Here is a 17,515-nt window from a genome sequence, read left to right on the forward strand (position 1 = left end):
ATTCATTTCTTTATGACTAAGTTGATTGTAGGACGAAAGTTTTTTTGTTTCAATCAGCAAAAAAACTTATGTGTATAGGTTTTCAACACATAGGATTTTATGTATCTCTAATCAACATTTTTTTAAAAGTGTCTAAAGGAGGGGCCGATGATGAAAAAAGAGGATCGCCGTGTTGAGCGAACAAAAGAAACACTTCGACAAACATTCAAAATACTTGTAAAAGAAAAAGGATATTCGCACGTAAAAGTGAAGGATATTGTGGAAAAGGCAAATTATAACCGGACGACGTTTTATGTGCATTATGAAAGTAAAGATGAACTAGCAGCAGATTTTATTCACCGGGAAATGGAAGATTTCGAATATGAATTTTGTAAACCGACTCGTGAAAATCCACTGTTGGATTTAACTCGCATGAAACCAGAAGGCACGGATGTATTTCAATATATCGTCGAAAATCGTGACTACTATGATTTATTAGTGATGGAAGACCGCATCCCTCTAATAAAAGAACAATTGCTTAAGAAAATACAATATATCTTCGAACATAGAATGTCGTTTGTAAGTGATCAGTATGCAGAAATCAACGACAGTTATTTTATCCAATATCGTTCATACGGTATTTTTGGTTTTATCATTGAATGGATCAGAAATGACTACAATGCGTCTCCCCCTGAAATGGCACGCCGCATTATCAATTTATTATATAATCAATCCTCACTCATGATTCAGCTGAAAGGCGAAGAACCGATGATTAAAACGTAAAGCTTAGAACATTTCCTTTATAACACTACATATTTAGATGATTGAATGAGTGACTTTTGGTGTCATTTGATTTTTAAAGTGATGAACATAATAAAGGGCCTTTTACAAGTAAGAAGGATTTATGTGGTGTACCAAAATATCCTATGTTTGATATCAAGCAATACTGATATTCATATAATGGAAAAACTGCTGATGATAGATCAGCAGTTTTTGTTTTCGTAAAAATTATTAAAATTAGGATAAACGTCATGGGAATATGCGCTATTTAAAAAAATCTGCTAAACATCCTATAACCACGTCCGATAATAAAATTGTCAGGGTTGATATGCCCTAGAACGAAGGACTTTTTTCAGACAAGGACGTCTGTCAGGTCCTATATACATGGAGGTAATAGGAAATGAGAATTAACCACAATATCGCAGCACTTAACACACTGAACCGTTTATCTGCAAACAACGGTGCGAGCCAAAAGAACATGGAGAAACTTTCTTCTGGTCTTAAAATCAACCGTGCAGGAGATGACGCAGCAGGTCTTGCAATCTCTGAAAAAATGCGAGGACAAATCCGTGGGTTAGAAATGGCATCTAAAAACGCACAAGACGGTATCTCTCTTATCCAAACAGCTGAAGGTGCATTGACTGAAACTCACTCAATCCTTCAACGTGTTCGTGAACTAGTCGTTCAAGCTGGAAACACGGGTACACAAGACGATACAGATCTTGGTGCAATTCAAGAAGAAATCAAGAACCTTGTCCAAGAAATTGGTAATGGTACTGAGAAAAATGGTATCTCTGATCGTACTGAGTTCAACGGTAAAAAATTGTTAAATGGTGCTTTCGCTGATGGTACAGCTACTTTAACATTCCAAATCGGTGCAAATAAAGCACAAAAATTAGATGTAAATATCGAAGCAATGTCTTCTGATAAAATTGGTGCTACTCAAGCAGATGGAACTCTTGTAACTGGTCAAGCGGTCTCTAACATTGATGTTACACAATTCGCTGCTGCTACACCAACACTTACATTTGATCAACAACTAGACATCGTAGATGGTGCAATCAAACAAGTGTCAGATCAACGTTCTAAACTAGGTGCGGTTCAAAACCGTCTAGAGCACACAATCAACAACCTTGGTGCTTCTGGTGAAAACTTAACAGCTGCTGAGTCTCGTATCCGTGACGTTGACATGGCGAAAGAAATGAGTGAGTTCACAAAGAACAACATTCTTTCTCAAGCATCTCAAGCAATGCTTGCACAAGCAAACCAACAACCACAAAACGTACTTCAATTACTTCGTTAATGACAGGCCCCTTTATGGGGCTTTTTTTTCTTCCTATTCATTTTAATACAGGTTATGTGCTCATCACTTGGCGAATAGCATAATAGAAATCTATTTAAAACTAATTGGTGAATAAAGATATGTAAAATTGATCAATAAATATTAAAAAGTGTTAAACTTCCTATGAAATAATCCGATAAAAGAACTGTCAGGGTTGTTAAGCCCTAGAATGAAGGACTTTTTTCAGACAAGGACGTCTGTCAGGTCCCATATACATGGAGGTAATAGGAAATGAGAATTAATCACAATATCGCAGCACTTAACACATTAAACCGTTTGTCTGCAAACAACGGTGCGAGCCAAAAGAACATGGAGAAACTTTCTTCTGGTCTTAAAATCAACCGTGCAGGAGATGACGCTGCAGGTCTAGCAATCTCTGAAAAAATGCGTGGACAAATCCGCGGGTTAGAAATGGCTACTAAAAACGCACAGGACGGTATCTCTCTTATCCAAACAGCTGAAGGTGCATTGACTGAAACTCACTCAATCCTTCAACGTGTACGTGAGCTTGTCGTACAAGCTGGAAACACGGGTACACAAGATGGTACAGACCTTGGTGCAATCCAAGAAGAAATCGCTAACCTAGTTCAAGAAATTGGTGACGGTTCTGGCAAAAACGGTATCTCTGATCGTACAGAATTTAACGGAAAGAAATTACTTGACGGTACTTTCAGCGCAGCTGGTGCTACACCAAAATCATTAACTTTCCAAATTGGTGCAAATAAAGCACAAAAATTAGATGTGAACATCGAAGCAATGTCTTCTACAGCACTTGGTGCAGTTGATCCCGGTACTGGTGCTCTTATTGCAGACCACGCAGTAGCTGACATCGATGTAACACAATTTGCGAATCCGACTGCTGCTGGCGCACTTTCTTTTGATGATCAATTAGATATCGTTGATGGAGCGATCAAACAAGTGTCAGATCAACGTTCTAAACTAGGTGCGGTTCAAAACCGTCTAGAGCACACAATCAACAACCTTGGTGCTTCTGGTGAAAACTTAACAGCTGCTGAGTCTCGTATCCGTGACGTTGACATGGCGAAAGAAATGAGTGAGTTCACAAAGAACAACATTCTTTCTCAAGCGTCTCAAGCAATGCTTGCACAAGCAAACCAACAACCACAAAACGTACTTCAATTACTTCGTTAATGACAGGCCCCTTTATGGGGCTTTTTTTGTTTCCTAACTTAATACAGTTCATAAAACTGAATATGTTAGAATGCGATAAAAAATATTAAAGGATGTTAAACTTCCTATAAAATAAACCGATAATACCCTTGTCAGGGTATATAGACCCTAGAACGAAGGACTTTTTTCAGACAAGGACGTCTGTCAGGTCCTATATACATGGAGGTAATAGGAAATGAGAATTAACCACAATATCGCAGCACTTAACACACTGAACCGTTTATCTGCAAACAACGGTGCAAGCCAAAAGAACATGGAGAAACTTTCTTCTGGTCTTAAAATTAACCGTGCAGGAGATGACGCAGCAGGTCTAGCGATCTCTGAAAAAATGCGTGGACAAATCCGCGGATTAGAAATGGCTTCAAAAAACGCACAAGATGGTATCTCACTTATCCAAACGGCTGAAGGTGCATTGACTGAAACTCATTCTATCCTTCAACGTGTTCGTGAACTAGTGGTTCAAGCTGGAAACACTGGTACACAAGACGGAACAGATCTTGGTGCGATTCAAGAGGAAATCAACAACCTTATCAAAGAAATCGGTGGCGGAACGGATGGAAATGGTATTTCTGATCGTACTGAATTCAACGGTAAAAAATTGTTGAATGGCGACTTTGAAACAGATACATTAACATTCCAAATTGGTGCAAACAAAGCTCAAAAATTAGATGTGAACATCAAAGCGATGTCTGCTGATAAAATTGGAACAGATCCAACTGATGCTACTAAAACAGTATCTGCTATTAAAGTAACTGATTTTGCAACTATTGCTGCAGGTGCTGCAGGTGGTTTCAATGATCAATTAGATATCGTTGATAATGCAATCAAACAAGTGTCAGATCAACGTTCTAAACTAGGTGCGGTTCAAAACCGTCTAGAGCACACAATCAACAACCTTGGTGCTTCTGGTGAAAACTTAACAGCTGCTGAGTCTCGTATCCGTGACGTTGACATGGCGAAAGAAATGAGTGAGTTCACAAAGAACAACATTCTTTCTCAAGCGTCTCAAGCAATGCTTGCACAAGCGAACCAACAGCCACAAAACGTACTTCAATTACTTCGTTAATGACAGGCCCCTTTTATGGGGCTTTTTTTATGCTTTTTTTTCTTCGCGTTTTCTCCAGTCTTATGATTCTTAAATCCCTCTGTTAAAGCACGATAAATGACCTTTAATTTTGGCATACTCTAGCGAAACGATCATAACTAATGAGACTTTTACCTCATTTATCCCTTTTTTGTTAAACAAATTCCATTAGAGTTCGATAAATGGATTGTAAGGCTTACAAAAAAATTCTAATTTAGAACTTTTGGACAAGGATGTTCAATTGGTTCAAACACATGGAGGTCATGAAACATGAGAATTAACCACAATATCGCAGCACTTAACACACTGAACCGTTTGTCTGCAAACAATGGAGCAGGGCAGAAGAACATGGAGAAGCTTTCTTCTGGTCTTAAAATTAACCGTGCAGGAGACGATGCAGCAGGTCTAGCAATTTCTGAAAAAATGCGTGGTCAGATCCGCGGTTTAGAAATGGCGACGAAAAATGCTCAAGACGGTATCTCTCTTATTCAAACAGCTGAGGGTGCGTTGACTGAAACTCACTCAATCCTTCAACGTGTACGTGAACTAGTCGTACAAGCTGGAAACACTGGTACACAAGATGAAACAGACCTTGGTGCAATTCAAGAGGAAATTGATGCACTAGTTCAGGAAATTGGAAACGGTACAGATAAGAACGGTATTTCTGACCGTACTGAATTCAACGGAAAGAAACTTCTTGATGGAACTTTTGCTGCTGAGCCAGAAGGCGGAGAAGCGAAAAAACTTACTTTCCAAATTGGAGCTAACGGTGCGCAGCAATTGTCAGTTCATATTGAAGCAATGTCTGCTGATAAACTTGGCGTTGAGGATAAAACCGTTTCTACAATTAAAGTAACTGATTTCGCCGAAATTGCAGCGGATGAAGAAGGTGGATTTAACGATCAATTAGCAATCATTGATGGAGCGATCAAACAAGTTTCAGACCAGCGTTCTAAACTTGGAGCCGTCCAAAACCGCCTAGAGCACACAATCAACAACCTTGGTGCTTCTGCTGAAAACTTAACAGCTGCTGAGTCTCGTATTCGTGACGTTGACATGGCGAAAGAAATGAGTGAGTTCACAAAGAACAACATTCTTTCTCAAGCGTCTCAAGCGATGCTAGCACAAGCAAACCAACAGCCACAAAACGTACTTCAATTATTACGTTAATCAAAAAGCCCCAATAAGGGGCCTTTTTTGTTTCAATTGAATAACAGGAGTTGCTGTAAACGAAAGTCAGGAACCGCTTCATGGAAAAAAGCTCGATTGCGTTCATCGTCCTTTTGATCCCACTGACTCCACCATTCAGCTGTTTCTCCAGAAGTGTCGGCTTGAATCATGGTATGCAGCTGTTCTAAGTTAATGATGTCTCTCGGTTCTGTTAAGAAAGAATGCATCCGGTGATACGCCTCAAGACGCTCAGGTTGTTTTGTTAAAATGGCGTATTGTACGTAGCGATTTAAAAATTCTTGTACGAACGTCAAATGAGGAATGGTTGTTTCGCTTTTTAATTCAACGCCTTCCCACGCCATATCAGCAATCGCACAAAGCCACCAGCCAAGTTCATTGGCATCCTGCATTTGTTGTAATGTGTCCTTTTCAAAAGATAGCTGCTGATTCTTTTGTACTTGTTTGAGCATACGCTCAAGAACTTGTGCTTCGAGTGCGGCCTTTGTCATTCCTTGCCCGTGAATGGGATCTAATGTACACAAGGCATCGCCCATCACCAATAATCCACTTGGCCAATCATTCATTTGTTCATAGTGATATCTCACGCAAGAAGGGACTCTAAATCCTTTTGGTTTTGTATAGGGCGTTAAATGGGTAATGGCATCTGCGATTGCTGGATGCGTGAGTGCAGCTGTTTCTGAATCAAATTGATCAGCGTCTGTTGTTGGATAATGTGATCCGCCAGCTGCAGAGAGAAGAACAGCTACTAAATCATGATCTACCCGTTCAAACAGTCCTGTTGGGATTTGCCTTTCCGGCTGACCTACGACGACCATTGATTGCTGGTATGGCGCTTCTGGTGGTATCTTGTAGTATCTTGTGCTGTAGCCTAGTGACACACTTAATTCATCTGTCTGCGGTAAGGACAGTCCAGCATCTTTCAGCCATTTTGGCAATTTAGACATTCTTCCAGACGTATCGATCACTAAGTCTGCTTTCATTTCAATAATGCGTCCTAGTTTTTCATGCCGATCTTTCACGACCAGTCCGATAACTTGGTTTGTTCCCTCTTTCAACTGAAGTGAGAGAGCTTCATGTTTTTCTAAACATTGCACCTGTCCCTCATTTAACATTCTTTGCATCAGCACCCACTCTAGCATGGCACGTCTTGTAACAGCTGTTTCTTCTGTATCAGTAAGCGTTAACTCACCGTCTTTTGTGATAAAACGAGAGGTTTGTTCCAATGTATTAAATCCGCCCATTGTCAGTAACTCTTTTGTATAACCAGGAAATAGACGTTCCACTATTTGCTTGCCTAGTGGTAGCATTCTATGTGGATGAAAAGCTTGAGGAGTGCCGAGACGATTCTTAGGAGAGTCTGGCATTTCGTCCTTTTCGATAATGAAAACTTGATGATAAAACGTTGATAAAACTTTTGCAGCAAGTATTCCCGTCATACCGCCGCCAATGACGATCGCCCGCTCATATGTCATAGGTTGTCTCACAACATGCGCCTCCAATGAATATATATAAAATGATTACATGATCATTTCATCATATGTTGATGCTTAAATTATAGCAAATTTACGTTTTGTTGAATAGAGAGAGCAAATCCCCTTCTTTTTACTCGTGAGAAATAACTTTACTCATCATTATTATTTTTAAAAAATAACTATTATTTTAAGAAGAACGACCGATACATAATATAAGGGGGTAGAGAAATTGGATATACTACAGAGTATAGTGACAGCAGCACCTTATATGATGCAAATTTTAAAGAATGAAGTGACGATGGGTGTCATTGATCGAGAGAAATTTTTGCTGTATTTGCCATCGAAAGATGTTGATTTTCAAATTCGAGCTGGGGAACGTATTAAACCAGATGATATGAATATGAAAAAAGCGCTGAGAGGTGAGACATCAAGTATGTTTGTGCCTGAATCAGTATATGGAGTACCTTTAAATGCAATGGGATTGCCGATTTTTAATGAAAATGGGCAAGTGATTGGTGCCCTCGCTTTAGGATTTCCGCTCAAAAATCAAATAGAGCTTGAAGCGTATATGGATTCATTGAATGACATTATTCAAAGTATTCAAGAAAAAGTGCACGTGGTAGCGGCACATTCAGAGGAGCTCTCTGCTACAAGTGAGGAGATGACCTTACAAACGCAGCAAACTCTTGAAAGCTCAAAACAAACAGCCGATATCACAAAAATGATTAAAGGCATCTCGAGACAAACGAGTTTGCTAGGATTGAATGCGTCAATTGAAGCGGCCAGAGCAGGAAAAGAGGGAGCAGGTTTTAGTGTTGTAGCAAGTGAGGTTCAAAAGCTTTCAAGTGAAACTTCACGTGCAACTGAAAACATCGAAAGCTCATTGCAAGGCATTTCCTCCAATATACATACATTGCTTGAAAGTATGGATCATATGAAAGGTTCTTCATCAGAACAGGCTTCACTTGTGACAGAGTTTAGTGAAATTGTCGATCGATTGACGACGGTGAGTAAAGATATGAAGAAATTTATGCAAACGGTCATGTCAACGTAAAAAACGAATCCAAGAGGATTCGTTTTTTGTATGTCGTTATTTTCTCTTGTTTTGATCAAAGCGATAATCGTACGTGTCACCCTTCACCACATTTAAAAGCTCATGCCCAATTTGAACAAGCTGTCCGTTTTTCCATTGGATGAGAGGGTCTTTATCAGGGTATTTCCAGTAAATTGTCTTCTTGCGATGGGTTAATTTGTTTTCAATTTCTGCTCTGACTGCGTTTTCTTTTAGCTTTCCTCCGCTATGCTGATAGGTGTTGATGATATACATTCCGTCAGGTGATGATATTGACCGGATGAATGTTCCATGAGACACGCCTTGAAGCGAGAAGCATTTCCAATAAATAATGCCAGCGAAGCTAAGGAGTAAGATGATAAGGGTGAGGGTGGTTTTCTTTTTTAACATGAATTCCTCCAGGTAAGATTGCAATATTTCTAATTTATGAGAGAGAATACAAAAAGATTCATATAGTCCAAAAGTTCTATTCGTTTCAATTATCGGTCATTTTTTCTCAAAATTCAACAGAATGACGTAAATGTAAGGAAAATTTAAGGAAGAATTCAACTGGTATTTTTGATTCAAAACCTCTTTACAAAAGAATGAGGGATCAGTAGACTTATGCTCATATAAAGAAATGGAGCAGATGACATGAGGCAAATGATCGATACGTATCAAAGTTATGAAGAGCTTTCCGCTCATGAAAGAAAAGGGATTGATTATCAAATTCTTCATGAGCGGAAAGGTGACCAGCTACTAGTTTTATCGCCTCATGCCGGAGGAATTGAATCAGGCGTGAGTGAGCTTATTCATGAAATATCTAGTGACTATTCTATGTATTTATTTGAAGGCCTTAAAGTAAAAGGCAATCATGTTCTTCATATTACAAGTACACGCTTTGATGAGCCGCTTTGCCTTTCAGAGGTGTATTCCCATCATCATACATTTGCACTTCATGGTTACGGTGAAACAGAGGTGCTTCAAACGTTAGTGGGGGGGACGGACAGAGAAAGAGCGGCAGAAACTGTGAAGCGTTTAACGCAAAATGGCTTTCACGCATTGCTGCTAGCAGAATCTGATCGTTTTTCTGGAACGCACCCTGATAATATCAATAACAAATGTCTGACAGGAAAAAGTGTACAACTTGAAATTAGTCAAGCGCAAAGAAGAGCATTCTTTCAAGACTTTAGGCGTCGATACCGGCGAGATACACAAACTGAACAATTTTATCAATACACAAATGTACTCAAACAAGTATTAGCCCTTTATGAATAAACTTTTCTGCGATGACTTACGTTTGATAAACAACTTCTTTTTCTGCGACCTTTTCTGCTTTCATTAAATAAGACGTAAACTCCTGCTGAAAACGAATACCTGCTTTTCGCTGTTCGAATAAGGCAAGCCGTTTTTCAGCAAAAGCCCAAGTGACGTGAAACGTTTGAGCAATATGCAAAATGGCTTGCTGCCGAAGGGTTGGAAGCTTCATTTTCAGCAGCATAAAGGTTGGAACACAAAAGTGGTACATGAATTGTTTTGCCTGAAACTCCTGCAATTCTCGAAAGAGTTTGTTCATTTTGAAATGATTGCCTGTATGCTTTAGCACATGACAAAGCTCGTGGGCAAAATCCTGCCACTGTTCTTCAGGTGATAGGGATCTGTTTAATATAATACTGTAAAGACCTTGATGCTGGATCATCATGCTGCCAGTCTCCTCATAGTGGACCCACACTCGAAATTCAGAAGCGATCCTTTGCATCTCTCTATAAGCAGGACCGCTTATTTGTAATTGAGCATATAACCGCTTAATATCTTCTTCTAAATGGGTTAAAAAACCAGTCATTTGAAAACCTCCATACAAACGTATGTTCTATTTTTGACGTAAAAGAAAAGTCCATATAGGACTAAATAGCTAAATGAGCTATTACTTACTTTTTATATCGGCTTATTTTTAACAATTTTAACATAAATTCAAGGAAAAATGGAATTAATTCCTGTTTTTTTCTGTATTTTTGCACCTTTCACGACTAAAAGGAGTGAATGGAATTCAAATTTTACCATAGTCTTCTCATGAAAACAAACAAGTATTGTCTTACGAACGCCACTGATTGGTGAGAAAGATCAATTCAATCTAGCAAAAGGGAGTGCAGTACATGGTACAAATTTATCAAGATTTTATTCCAGTTGGAAACGGAAACCGCCCAGGATATGCGATGACACCGGAGTATATAACGGTGCATAACACAGCAAACACGTCAAAGGGAGCGGATGCAAAAAGTCATGCGGCCTATGTAAAAAACCCAACGACAGAGGTGAGCTGGCATTTTACAGTGGATGATCATGAAATCTTTCAGCATCTGCCGTTAAATGAAAATGGCTGGCATGCAGGGGATGGTCATGGGAATGGTAACCGGAAGTCGATCGGTATTGAAATTTGTGAGAATGCAGATGGGAATTTTCAGCAAGCAGTCAAACATGCACAATGGCTCATTCAAAAGCTGTTAAATGAACATCACATTCCGCTAGCAAACGTGGTCACACATCAGTACTGGTCTGGAAAAGCATGTCCACGCCAGCTTCTTTCTACTTGGAATGAATTTAAAAAAGGGATTGAAACCGCAGAAGATCCGGAGACGGTCATCACATATGTCGTGAAGAGCGGGGATACGTTAACGAGTATTGCGAAAGCTCATGGCGTCACAGTTCAAGATTTACAGAAGTGGAATGATATTAGCGATCCGAATAAGATTCAAATTGGACAAGTTCTCAAAATTTATCGAAACGATGCAAAGAGCTTGTATGAGCTGCCAGATGGGGTTTTAAAGGTGAATTCTCCATTGACAAAGGGAGAGCATGTACGCCGCGTCCAGCAGGCGCTTGCTGCTGTTTATTTTTATCCTGATAAAGCAGCTGCAAATAAAGGAATAGACGGAGTTTATGGAGAAAAAACGGCGAACGCCGTAGCGCGTTTTCAGCTGGTAAATGGTCTGCCAAGTGATGGGGTATACGGACCTAAAACGAAGGAAAAGCTTCTGAAGCTGTTAAGTCAGTGAGTGTTTCTGTTTATATGATTGGATGACTGCTTCACTTTGCTCATTTAATCGACGCATATAAGGCGACGACTTATATGCAGCAAACTGAACATATCTCAATTGTTTGATTTTCTTTTTCATTTATTGGCACCTCAATCGTTGCAGCGTATAGATTATTGTATGCAAGTCTATGTGAAAATGGAAGCAGGACGCGGATTTTGTTCCGCGTCCTTTAGTGTAATCAAGCCCTTTTATTTTTATACTCATCCAAGAGCTGTTCATTCTTTTTGAAAATACGCTCAGTATGGGGACTTACCTTATAATCCGCCATGCTGATATGTTGCTTTTTCTTTAAAATCTTAAATGGATTTTTCTTGCGATTGTTGTTATCCCCTTGAAGTGCGTGGTCCATCTTCATCACCTTCCTCTTCGTCAGGCAAGATTAGGTCATAAATTGTTGTAAGTGACGTCATTAATAAATAGTCGAACTCAGTGACAATATCATCAGAGGTAAGCTTAATGACGAAGTGATCATCCGCTACAGAAAACGGGATGAGCACCAATTTGCCGAAATCGTCGTAATAGACTTCCTGCCTGTCAAGCTTTGCCTGAATAAGAGCTCGCTGGTCAAGTGTCCGCAGCAGGTCATCTTTTTGTTCCTGCGTATCGTATGGACAAAGAACCGCTTGAATATTCATCTTGTCGGCAAAAGAATAAATGAGCCGTTCAATTCCCTCTATATATGCCTCTACACTTCCATAATATACATGAATCGGTTCGTTTTTCAATAGGTATTGGTACGTTTTTAGCTTATTGAGGTAAGAATGAAGTAGATCGTTATTTTGTTCTAGGAGTTGGTGGGTGTCGGTTTCTAGTTCGTGATTTCCGAGTTTTTTAATATAGGAGCTGAGAAAGATGAATGCATCGGTTAGTGCGAAAAAAACAGCAATGATTAAGTAGTGCATCCAATCGGTGAAGATTGAAGAAGGGTCATTTGTCCAGTACACTACAGCACCAGCTACATAAATCCAATACCACGTTTTACGAATGGCAAACATCTTTTCTTTTACTTTTTGTTCAAAACGCCATACGGCAAATACATATACAGCAAGGGCACCTAGCAATAACCACACGGTCAATTGAAAAAATAATAGCATGTTCTTCTCTCCCATAGACAGATGGATACTTATTTATTTCTATGGATATGATTGGAAACCCTGCTTCATGAAAAAATGGCTGGATGTTAAAGTATGCAGGCAAATAAAAAAAGACCTGTCAGACAGGTCTTTGATATTAGATAATCGCATTTAACACAAAGTATATAAGAGCCCCGAGAGTTCCTGAAATCGGTAATGTGATCACCCAAGTGACAAGCATACGTTTTGCTGTACCCCAGTTTACTCCTTTTACTCTGTGTGCAGAACCTACACCTAGAATAGAAGATGAGATCACGTGAGTGGTACTAACAGGTAAGTGAATAAATGTCGCACCGAAGATAATAGCTGCCCCCGTTAAATCGGCAGATACTCCGTTTACTGGACGAATTTTCATAATTTTACCGCCGACTGTTTTAATAATCTTCCAGCCGCCAATAGAAGTACCTAGTCCCATTGCAAGCGCACAAGAGAACTGTACCCAGAAAGGAATGTCGTCTGTTGTATGCAAATTACCTGCAATTAAAGCCATCGTAATAATTCCCATCGCTTTTTGCGCATCGTTTGTTCCGTGGGTATACGATTGTAGTGCAGCAGTTAAAATTTGAACACGACGGAATTGTTTATTTGTTTTGGCAAGATTGTTGTTTCTAAATATAAATTTGACAATGGTATATACGATATATCCCAATACGAATGCTAGGATAGGTGAAAGCAATAGTGCTTGAATGATTTTAATGAACCCCGAATAGTTTAAAGCGCCAAAACCAGCAGAGGCAATAACAGCTCCTGCAATTGATCCGATCAGTGCATGCGATGAACTACTCGGAATCCCGTAATACCAAGTAAGCAAGTTCCAAGTAATAGCCGCAATTAATGCAGCCAAAATGACGACAGAACCGTTTTGAAGTGTGAAAGGATCTGCGATGTCTTTTGTAATGGACTTTGCCACACCTGTAAATGTCATTGCTCCTAAGAAGTTCATGAACGCTGCCATAATAATAGCATGTCTAGGCTTTAACGCCTTTGTTGAAACCGAAGTGGCAATGGCATTTGCTGTATCGTGAAATCCGTTGATGAAATCAAAAGCAAGTGCACAAATGACAATAAATATGGTAAGGATGAGTAATGTATCCATGTTTAACTAACCCCGTTACGCATTCTTCATAATGATTGTTTCTAGATTGTTGGCAACACCTTGACAGGAATCAGCAATTTCTTCAAGTGTTTCGTAAATTTCTTTGTATTGAATGACCTTGATTGGATCCGTTTCTTTTCCAAACAAGTTCTTTAGTGATTTACGATAAAGATTGTCACAATTATGCTCGATCTCTTTGATTTTGATTGCGTGTGGTTGAATATCTTTTAAGCGATTTTCAGCCAGTAAATCGATTGTAATTAAAATTTCCTTTGCACATTCTCTGATGTAGTGGCTGAATTTGTCGATATGTTCGTCAGAGCTTGTCATTGAATAAATTTCCATTGTTGCAGAAAAATGTTCAATTCCATCTAAAACATCGTCGAGGCTATTCGTCAATTGAAGAATGTCTTCACGTTCAATCGGTGTAATAAAGGCTTTGTTCAGCTCTTTAATCATAGTATGAACATGATTATCACCTTTTGTCTCATATTCCTTCAATGTGTCAGAAAATTCTTTCAGAGTGGTTTGATTTGTTACTTTATAGCTAACAAAATACTCAGCAGTTTCATCTAAATTTTTAGCAATTTCCGTTAACAAGACGGAAAACTTGTCTTTTTTCCTTTTTAACATGTAAAAACCCTCCATTGTATAAATGAGACAATGCACACATCAAATAATTATATAGTCTTTTGTCGAAAAAAAACAGGTGTAGTCGAAAATTTCTTCACTTTTTCTATTTGATCTTATTCTGACCTAAAGATGTGTTCTCAACACACCTTTTTCAGAAAGGAGAAAAGAAATGAAAAAAGCGGTCCATTTTTGGCGCCGCTTAAAGCTTAAGAAGCTGAATAAACAAGTTTAAATCGCTCGCAAACGAGGAGCATGTCTTCTTTAAATTCTAATCCGTACGGTTCGAGTGCTTCTGTGAAAAATTCTTGATGGGCTCTGTACCAATAGTGATAAGAAAGATCGCCTTCACCTTCTGCTCGGGCAAATGATTCTGGAACCTCATTCATCGGCATGACATCTACATGTGTGATCTCTATGATGGCTTTTGGTTCGTCATGGCTGTCCAAAATGACCGCATATTGTCCTGCCTTTGGAAGCGGCTCCTGTTCCTTTTCGTAAAAAAGATGTCCAGAACAAGTCGCTGTTTTTTTCCCTTGCAGAACAAGGTCAAGCAAATGATCTGGGTCTGCTCCAAATGCCCAAGCGGAAACAGGTGCGTCAATTGGTGCGCTTTCTAATTTTTCTTTCCAATATGTTTCCCAAAATAAGGTGCTCTTCTGATTCATCATTTTTCCCCCTTCGTGATGCGTTTATTATACCGTGAAATCAAAAACATGAAAGGATAGTGTCTTTATCCCTACTTAGTAAGTGTGTCATATGTTTTGAAAACCCGCTTTATATTTGATGAATATAGGATGATAGGATGAAAAAATTAGAAATTTTAGAATAATCTATTGTATTCTGGTCAAGAAGTCGGTATGGTCAAAGTAAGAATATGGAAGGGGTGTTGTGTATGAAACGCATTTCTCTAACTATTTTGTCCATATGTCTGCTTGTTTTCTCGTTTTTTCTGCCTGTCAGTCAGGTCACTGCAAACGAACCTCATGGGAATAAAGTAGCTGTTGGGAAAGATGGCATGGTGGCTACTGCCCATCCACTTGCATCAGAGGTGGGTGCAGATGTATTAAAGAAAGGTGGAAACGCTGTTGACGCTGCTGTTGCTATCCAGTACGCACTCAATGTGACAGAGCCTATGATGTCTGGAATTGGTGGCGGAGGATTTATGATGGTGTATGATGGGAAGACAAAAGAAACATCTATCATCAATAGTCGAGAAAGAGCACCACAAGGCGCGACACGAGATATGTTTTTAACAGATGATGGCAAAGTCATTCCGTTTGCAGAGCGATCTACACACGGTAATGCTGTTGGTGTTCCAGGGACTGTAAAAGGTCTTGAAGCGGCATTAGATAAGTGGGGGACCCGCTCGATGAAGGAATTAATTAAGCCTTCCATTCAGCTGGCAGAGGATGGATTTGAAATCGATTCTGTCCTGGCAAAAGCCATTGACGATCATCAAGGGAAATTGAAGAAAACGGCCGCAGCGCCAATCTTTCTTCCAAATGATCAGCCGCTCAAAGAAGGAGACCTCCTCGTTCAGCCAGGTCTTGCAAAAACATTTAAACTCATTGCGAAAAAAGGAAGCAAAGCATTTTATGAAGGAAAAGTAGCAAAGGCACTTGCAAATACAGTCCAAGATTTTGGCGGGACGATGACAACTGATGACATTGCTCGTTATGAGGTCGAGACTGACAAGCCTATCTGGGGAGACTATAAAGGATACCAGCTTGCAAGTATGCCTCCACCAAGCTCAGGCGGGGTGTTTATGCTGCAAATGCTCAAAATACTTGATCACTTTAACCTATCTCAATATGACCCCAAATCATTTGAAAAATATCAACTACTTGCTGAAACGATGCATCTCTCCTATGCTGACCGTGCTGCATATGCCGGCGACCCCGAATTCGTAGATGTTCCACTAAAAGGACTATTAGACGATGATTACATTTCAGAAAGAGCCTCTCTTATTCAATTAGATCAAAAGAATCGTAACCCAAAAGAAGGGGATCCGTGGGCGTATGAGGATGAAAAAAATCCATCACCTATTGTTCCGCAGCCTGAAGATAAAACCATTGGTGAGACTACACATTTTACTGTTGCCGATCAGTGGGGAAATGTTGTGTCATTCACGACAACCATTGAACAGTTATTTGGTACAGGGATTCTCGTCCCGGAATATGGTTTCTTCTTAAACAATGAACTAACAGATTTTGATGCAAGACCAGGCGGAGCAAATGAAGTTCAGCCGAATAAACGCCCATTGTCCAGTATGACACCGACCATCATTTTTAAAGATAATGAGCCTGTCATGACAGTAGGTTCACCGGGTGGAACGACCATTATTGCCTCTGTTTCACAAACCATTTTGAATTTGCTTGAATATGAGATGGAACTTCAGGATGCAGTTGAAGAGCCAAGAATTTATACAAACAGCCCAACATCTTATCGTTATGAAGTAGGTGTCCCTCTCGATGTAAGAACAAAGCTTAATGATCTGGGACATCGTTTTGGCAATTCGCCTATTGATATAGGAAATGTCCAAGCGCTACTCATTGATCGAAAATCAGGAACCTTTACTGGAGTGGCTGACTCTTCGAGAAACGGAACTGCCGTTGGCGTCAATTTAAAGCTCTCTGCTCAATAAGTACATTTCCCGGGAAAAGAAGCGCCTCTTCAGGATGGCGTTTCTTTTTTTATTAAAAATATTAGAAACAAAGATGATTAGAGAGCAGAAGACACATTTAATAAGAAGGAGAAAGGAGAACAGATTTAAAAAAAGATGGCATCTTTTTTTATAAAATTTTTCCTAGGAACATTGACTTATAATTTAGAATATTATAATATCTTTACAAAGGTAACAACATTGAACATTTTTCAGGAAGTATATTTGTAAGCGCTTTATAAAAGGTTCTATTCCAAAATGTTCTTTCTTTTTGTTACATGTGTTCATATTTATACCAAATGAAAGGGGTGGTTGTTTGAACAACTTGTTTGAGTTAGATGAACAGCTGATCAAATTGCAGTACGATGCATCTTCGAGAGAGGAGGTGACCACATATTTAACAGAGCGATTAGAAGCGGGAGGATATATTAAATCGAGTTTTTTACCAGCGGTGCTGGAAAGGGAAAAAACATATCCGACAGGCCTTCCACTTGCGACCTTTGGTGTAGCAATTCCACATACAGATCCAGAGCATGTGAATAAACCAGCGATTAGTGTAGCCACTTTAAAGGAACCTGTTATCTTTCACAAGATGGGAAGCCCTGATGAAACTGTGCAAGCCAAAATTGTGTTCGTCCTAGCAATCTCTGAACCTAGTAAGCAACTTGTGATGTTAGAGAAGCTCATGACACTTTTTAGAAAAGAAGAGGTGATGACGAAGCTGTCTGATATGACGTCGTATGAAGAAGCGATTGATGTGCTTCAGAAAGAATTAAACCAATAGACTTTCGCAAAACAAATGTAAG

At 39.4% G+C, this 17,515-nt stretch carries 19 protein-coding genes; 10 read left to right on the top strand and 9 right to left on the bottom strand.

Translation table 11 applies throughout. The annotated features are described in order from the left end of the window. The first annotated feature begins 150 nt into the window (after positions 1-150). The 5 genes from MKX52_RS05845 (at position 151) to hag (MKX52_RS05865) (ending at position 5,546) form a co-directional block, all read left to right on the top strand. Positions 151-762 carry a TetR/AcrR family transcriptional regulator gene (locus MKX52_RS05845; RefSeq protein WP_225970063.1) on the top strand — a complete coding sequence of 204 codons (612 nt, stop codon included), beginning with the start codon at positions 151-153 and terminating at the stop codon, positions 760-762. Between the two features lie 397 nt (positions 763-1,159). Further along, complete coding sequence (gene hag / locus MKX52_RS05850) at positions 1,160-2,062, top strand: flagellin Hag (protein WP_012009640.1); 903 nt, start codon at positions 1,160-1,162, stop codon at positions 2,060-2,062. A gap of 270 nt (positions 2,063-2,332) precedes the next feature. Continuing rightward, entirely contained in the window at positions 2,333-3,253 is a 921-nt protein-coding gene (gene hag, locus MKX52_RS05855) for a flagellin Hag (RefSeq protein ID WP_216889673.1), read from the top strand. A 214-nt stretch (positions 3,254-3,467) separates the two neighbouring features. Further along, complete coding sequence (hag, locus tag MKX52_RS05860) at positions 3,468-4,358, top strand: flagellin Hag (protein ID WP_088003208.1); 891 nt, start codon at positions 3,468-3,470, stop codon at positions 4,356-4,358. A 288-nt stretch (positions 4,359-4,646) separates the two neighbouring features. Beyond that, positions 4,647-5,546: a flagellin Hag gene (gene hag / locus MKX52_RS05865; protein WP_012009643.1), complete on the top strand. Its 900-nt coding sequence runs from the start codon at positions 4,647-4,649 to the stop codon at positions 5,544-5,546. A gap of 32 nt (positions 5,547-5,578) precedes the next feature. Here hag (MKX52_RS05865) and MKX52_RS05870 read toward each other — a convergent pair whose 3' ends face one another. Beyond that, a complete protein-coding gene (locus tag MKX52_RS05870) occupies positions 5,579-7,051 on the bottom strand; it encodes an FAD-dependent monooxygenase (RefSeq protein ID WP_342491654.1) in 1,473 nt (490 codons plus the stop codon). A 217-nt stretch (positions 7,052-7,268) separates the two neighbouring features. Between MKX52_RS05870 and MKX52_RS05875 the strand changes: the two genes are divergently transcribed. Beyond that, complete coding sequence (locus MKX52_RS05875; RefSeq protein WP_088003213.1) at positions 7,269-8,093, top strand: methyl-accepting chemotaxis protein; 825 nt, start codon at positions 7,269-7,271, stop codon at positions 8,091-8,093. 36 nt (positions 8,094-8,129) lie between these two features. Here MKX52_RS05875 and MKX52_RS05880 read toward each other — a convergent pair whose 3' ends face one another. Then, on the bottom strand, positions 8,130-8,501 hold the full coding sequence (locus MKX52_RS05880; RefSeq protein WP_342491655.1) for a DUF5412 domain-containing protein: 372 nt from the start codon (positions 8,499-8,501) through the stop codon (positions 8,130-8,132). Positions 8,502-8,744: 243 nt separating this feature from the next. Between MKX52_RS05880 and MKX52_RS05885 the strand changes: the two genes are divergently transcribed. Further along, entirely contained in the window at positions 8,745-9,368 is a 624-nt protein-coding gene (locus MKX52_RS05885) for a poly-gamma-glutamate hydrolase family protein (RefSeq protein ID WP_342491656.1), read from the top strand. A gap of 16 nt (positions 9,369-9,384) precedes the next feature. On the opposite strand, the gene MKX52_RS05890 is transcribed toward MKX52_RS05885, so the two are convergent. Then, positions 9,385-9,933, bottom strand: coding sequence for an ImmA/IrrE family metallo-endopeptidase (locus MKX52_RS05890; RefSeq protein WP_012009648.1), 549 nt, complete (start codon positions 9,931-9,933; stop codon positions 9,385-9,387). 310 nt (positions 9,934-10,243) lie between these two features. Between MKX52_RS05890 and MKX52_RS05895 the strand changes: the two genes are divergently transcribed. Beyond that, a complete protein-coding gene (locus MKX52_RS05895) occupies positions 10,244-11,143 on the top strand; it encodes an N-acetylmuramoyl-L-alanine amidase (protein ID WP_342491657.1) in 900 nt (299 codons plus the stop codon). Here MKX52_RS05895 and MKX52_RS05900 read toward each other — a convergent pair. The 6 genes from MKX52_RS05900 to MKX52_RS05925 form a co-directional block, all read right to left on the bottom strand. Beyond that, the gene (locus MKX52_RS05900; protein WP_260851662.1) at positions 11,132-11,263 is read right to left on the bottom strand and encodes a hypothetical protein; all 132 of its coding nucleotides are present in this window, start codon (positions 11,261-11,263) and stop codon (positions 11,132-11,134) included. The two genes, MKX52_RS05895 and MKX52_RS05900, sit on opposite strands and share 12 nt — an antisense overlap. A gap of 100 nt (positions 11,264-11,363) precedes the next feature. Further along, positions 11,364-11,540, bottom strand: coding sequence for a type II toxin-antitoxin system SpoIISB family antitoxin (locus MKX52_RS05905; RefSeq protein ID WP_080984789.1), 177 nt, complete (start codon positions 11,538-11,540; stop codon positions 11,364-11,366). Then, positions 11,509-12,279 carry a type II toxin-antitoxin system SpoIISA family toxin gene (locus MKX52_RS05910; RefSeq protein ID WP_003211137.1) on the bottom strand — a complete coding sequence of 257 codons (771 nt, stop codon included), beginning with the start codon at positions 12,277-12,279 and terminating at the stop codon, positions 11,509-11,511. Before MKX52_RS05910 ends, MKX52_RS05905 begins: the two co-directional genes overlap by 32 nt. Before the next feature lie 136 nt (positions 12,280-12,415). Continuing rightward, positions 12,416-13,414 (bottom strand): inorganic phosphate transporter, encoded by a 999-nt coding sequence (locus MKX52_RS05915; RefSeq protein ID WP_088003218.1) that lies wholly within the window; start codon positions 13,412-13,414, stop codon positions 12,416-12,418. A 15-nt stretch (positions 13,415-13,429) separates the two neighbouring features. Further along, entirely contained in the window at positions 13,430-14,047 is a 618-nt protein-coding gene (locus MKX52_RS05920) for a DUF47 domain-containing protein (RefSeq protein WP_012009652.1), read from the bottom strand. Positions 14,048-14,253: 206 nt separating this feature from the next. Further along, a complete protein-coding gene (locus MKX52_RS05925; RefSeq protein WP_342491658.1) occupies positions 14,254-14,712 on the bottom strand; it encodes an ASCH domain-containing protein in 459 nt (152 codons plus the stop codon). A gap of 227 nt (positions 14,713-14,939) precedes the next feature. Between MKX52_RS05925 and ggt the strand changes: the two genes are divergently transcribed. Then, complete coding sequence (gene ggt, locus MKX52_RS05930) at positions 14,940-16,691, top strand: gamma-glutamyltransferase (RefSeq protein WP_342491659.1); 1,752 nt, start codon at positions 14,940-14,942, stop codon at positions 16,689-16,691. Positions 16,692-17,025: 334 nt separating this feature from the next. After that, entirely contained in the window at positions 17,026-17,493 is a 468-nt protein-coding gene (locus MKX52_RS05935) for a PTS sugar transporter subunit IIA (RefSeq protein ID WP_342491660.1), read from the top strand. Positions 17,494-17,515: the final 22 nt, after the last annotated feature.

Origin of the sequence: Bacillus sp. FSL R5-0422, from assembly GCF_038610765.1 — a bacterium.
Classification (GTDB): domain Bacteria; phylum Bacillota; class Bacilli; order Bacillales; family Bacillaceae; genus Bacillus; species Bacillus pumilus_O.

Bases quoted from the DNA above. Each gene is read 5' to 3' on its own strand.
- MKX52_RS05895 (WP_342491657.1), top strand. From the start codon at position 10,244: ATGGTACAAATTTATCAAGATTTTATTCCAGTTGGAAACGGAAACCGC.
- MKX52_RS05900 (WP_260851662.1), bottom strand. From the start codon at position 11,263: ATGAAAAAGAAAATCAAACAATTGAGATATGTTCAGTTTGCTGCATAT.
- hag (WP_012009640.1), top strand. From the start codon at position 1,160: ATGAGAATTAACCACAATATCGCAGCACTTAACACACTGAACCGTTTA.
- MKX52_RS05905 (WP_080984789.1), bottom strand. From the start codon at position 11,540: ATGAAGATGGACCACGCACTTCAAGGGGATAACAACAATCGCAAGAAA.
- ggt (WP_342491659.1), top strand. From the start codon at position 14,940: ATGAAACGCATTTCTCTAACTATTTTGTCCATATGTCTGCTTGTTTTC.
- hag (WP_088003208.1), top strand. From the start codon at position 3,468: ATGAGAATTAACCACAATATCGCAGCACTTAACACACTGAACCGTTTA.
- hag (WP_012009643.1), top strand. From the start codon at position 4,647: ATGAGAATTAACCACAATATCGCAGCACTTAACACACTGAACCGTTTG.
- MKX52_RS05920 (WP_012009652.1), bottom strand. From the start codon at position 14,047: ATGTTAAAAAGGAAAAAAGACAAGTTTTCCGTCTTGTTAACGGAAATT.
- MKX52_RS05890 (WP_012009648.1), bottom strand. From the start codon at position 9,933: ATGACTGGTTTTTTAACCCATTTAGAAGAAGATATTAAGCGGTTATAT.
- MKX52_RS05880 (WP_342491655.1), bottom strand. From the start codon at position 8,501: ATGTTAAAAAAGAAAACCACCCTCACCCTTATCATCTTACTCCTTAGC.
- MKX52_RS05910 (WP_003211137.1), bottom strand. From the start codon at position 12,279: ATGCTATTATTTTTTCAATTGACCGTGTGGTTATTGCTAGGTGCCCTT.
- MKX52_RS05925 (WP_342491658.1), bottom strand. From the start codon at position 14,712: ATGAATCAGAAGAGCACCTTATTTTGGGAAACATATTGGAAAGAAAAA.
- hag (WP_216889673.1), top strand. From the start codon at position 2,333: ATGAGAATTAATCACAATATCGCAGCACTTAACACATTAAACCGTTTG.
- MKX52_RS05915 (WP_088003218.1), bottom strand. From the start codon at position 13,414: ATGGATACATTACTCATCCTTACCATATTTATTGTCATTTGTGCACTT.
- MKX52_RS05885 (WP_342491656.1), top strand. From the start codon at position 8,745: ATGAGGCAAATGATCGATACGTATCAAAGTTATGAAGAGCTTTCCGCT.
- MKX52_RS05845 (WP_225970063.1), top strand. From the start codon at position 151: ATGAAAAAAGAGGATCGCCGTGTTGAGCGAACAAAAGAAACACTTCGA.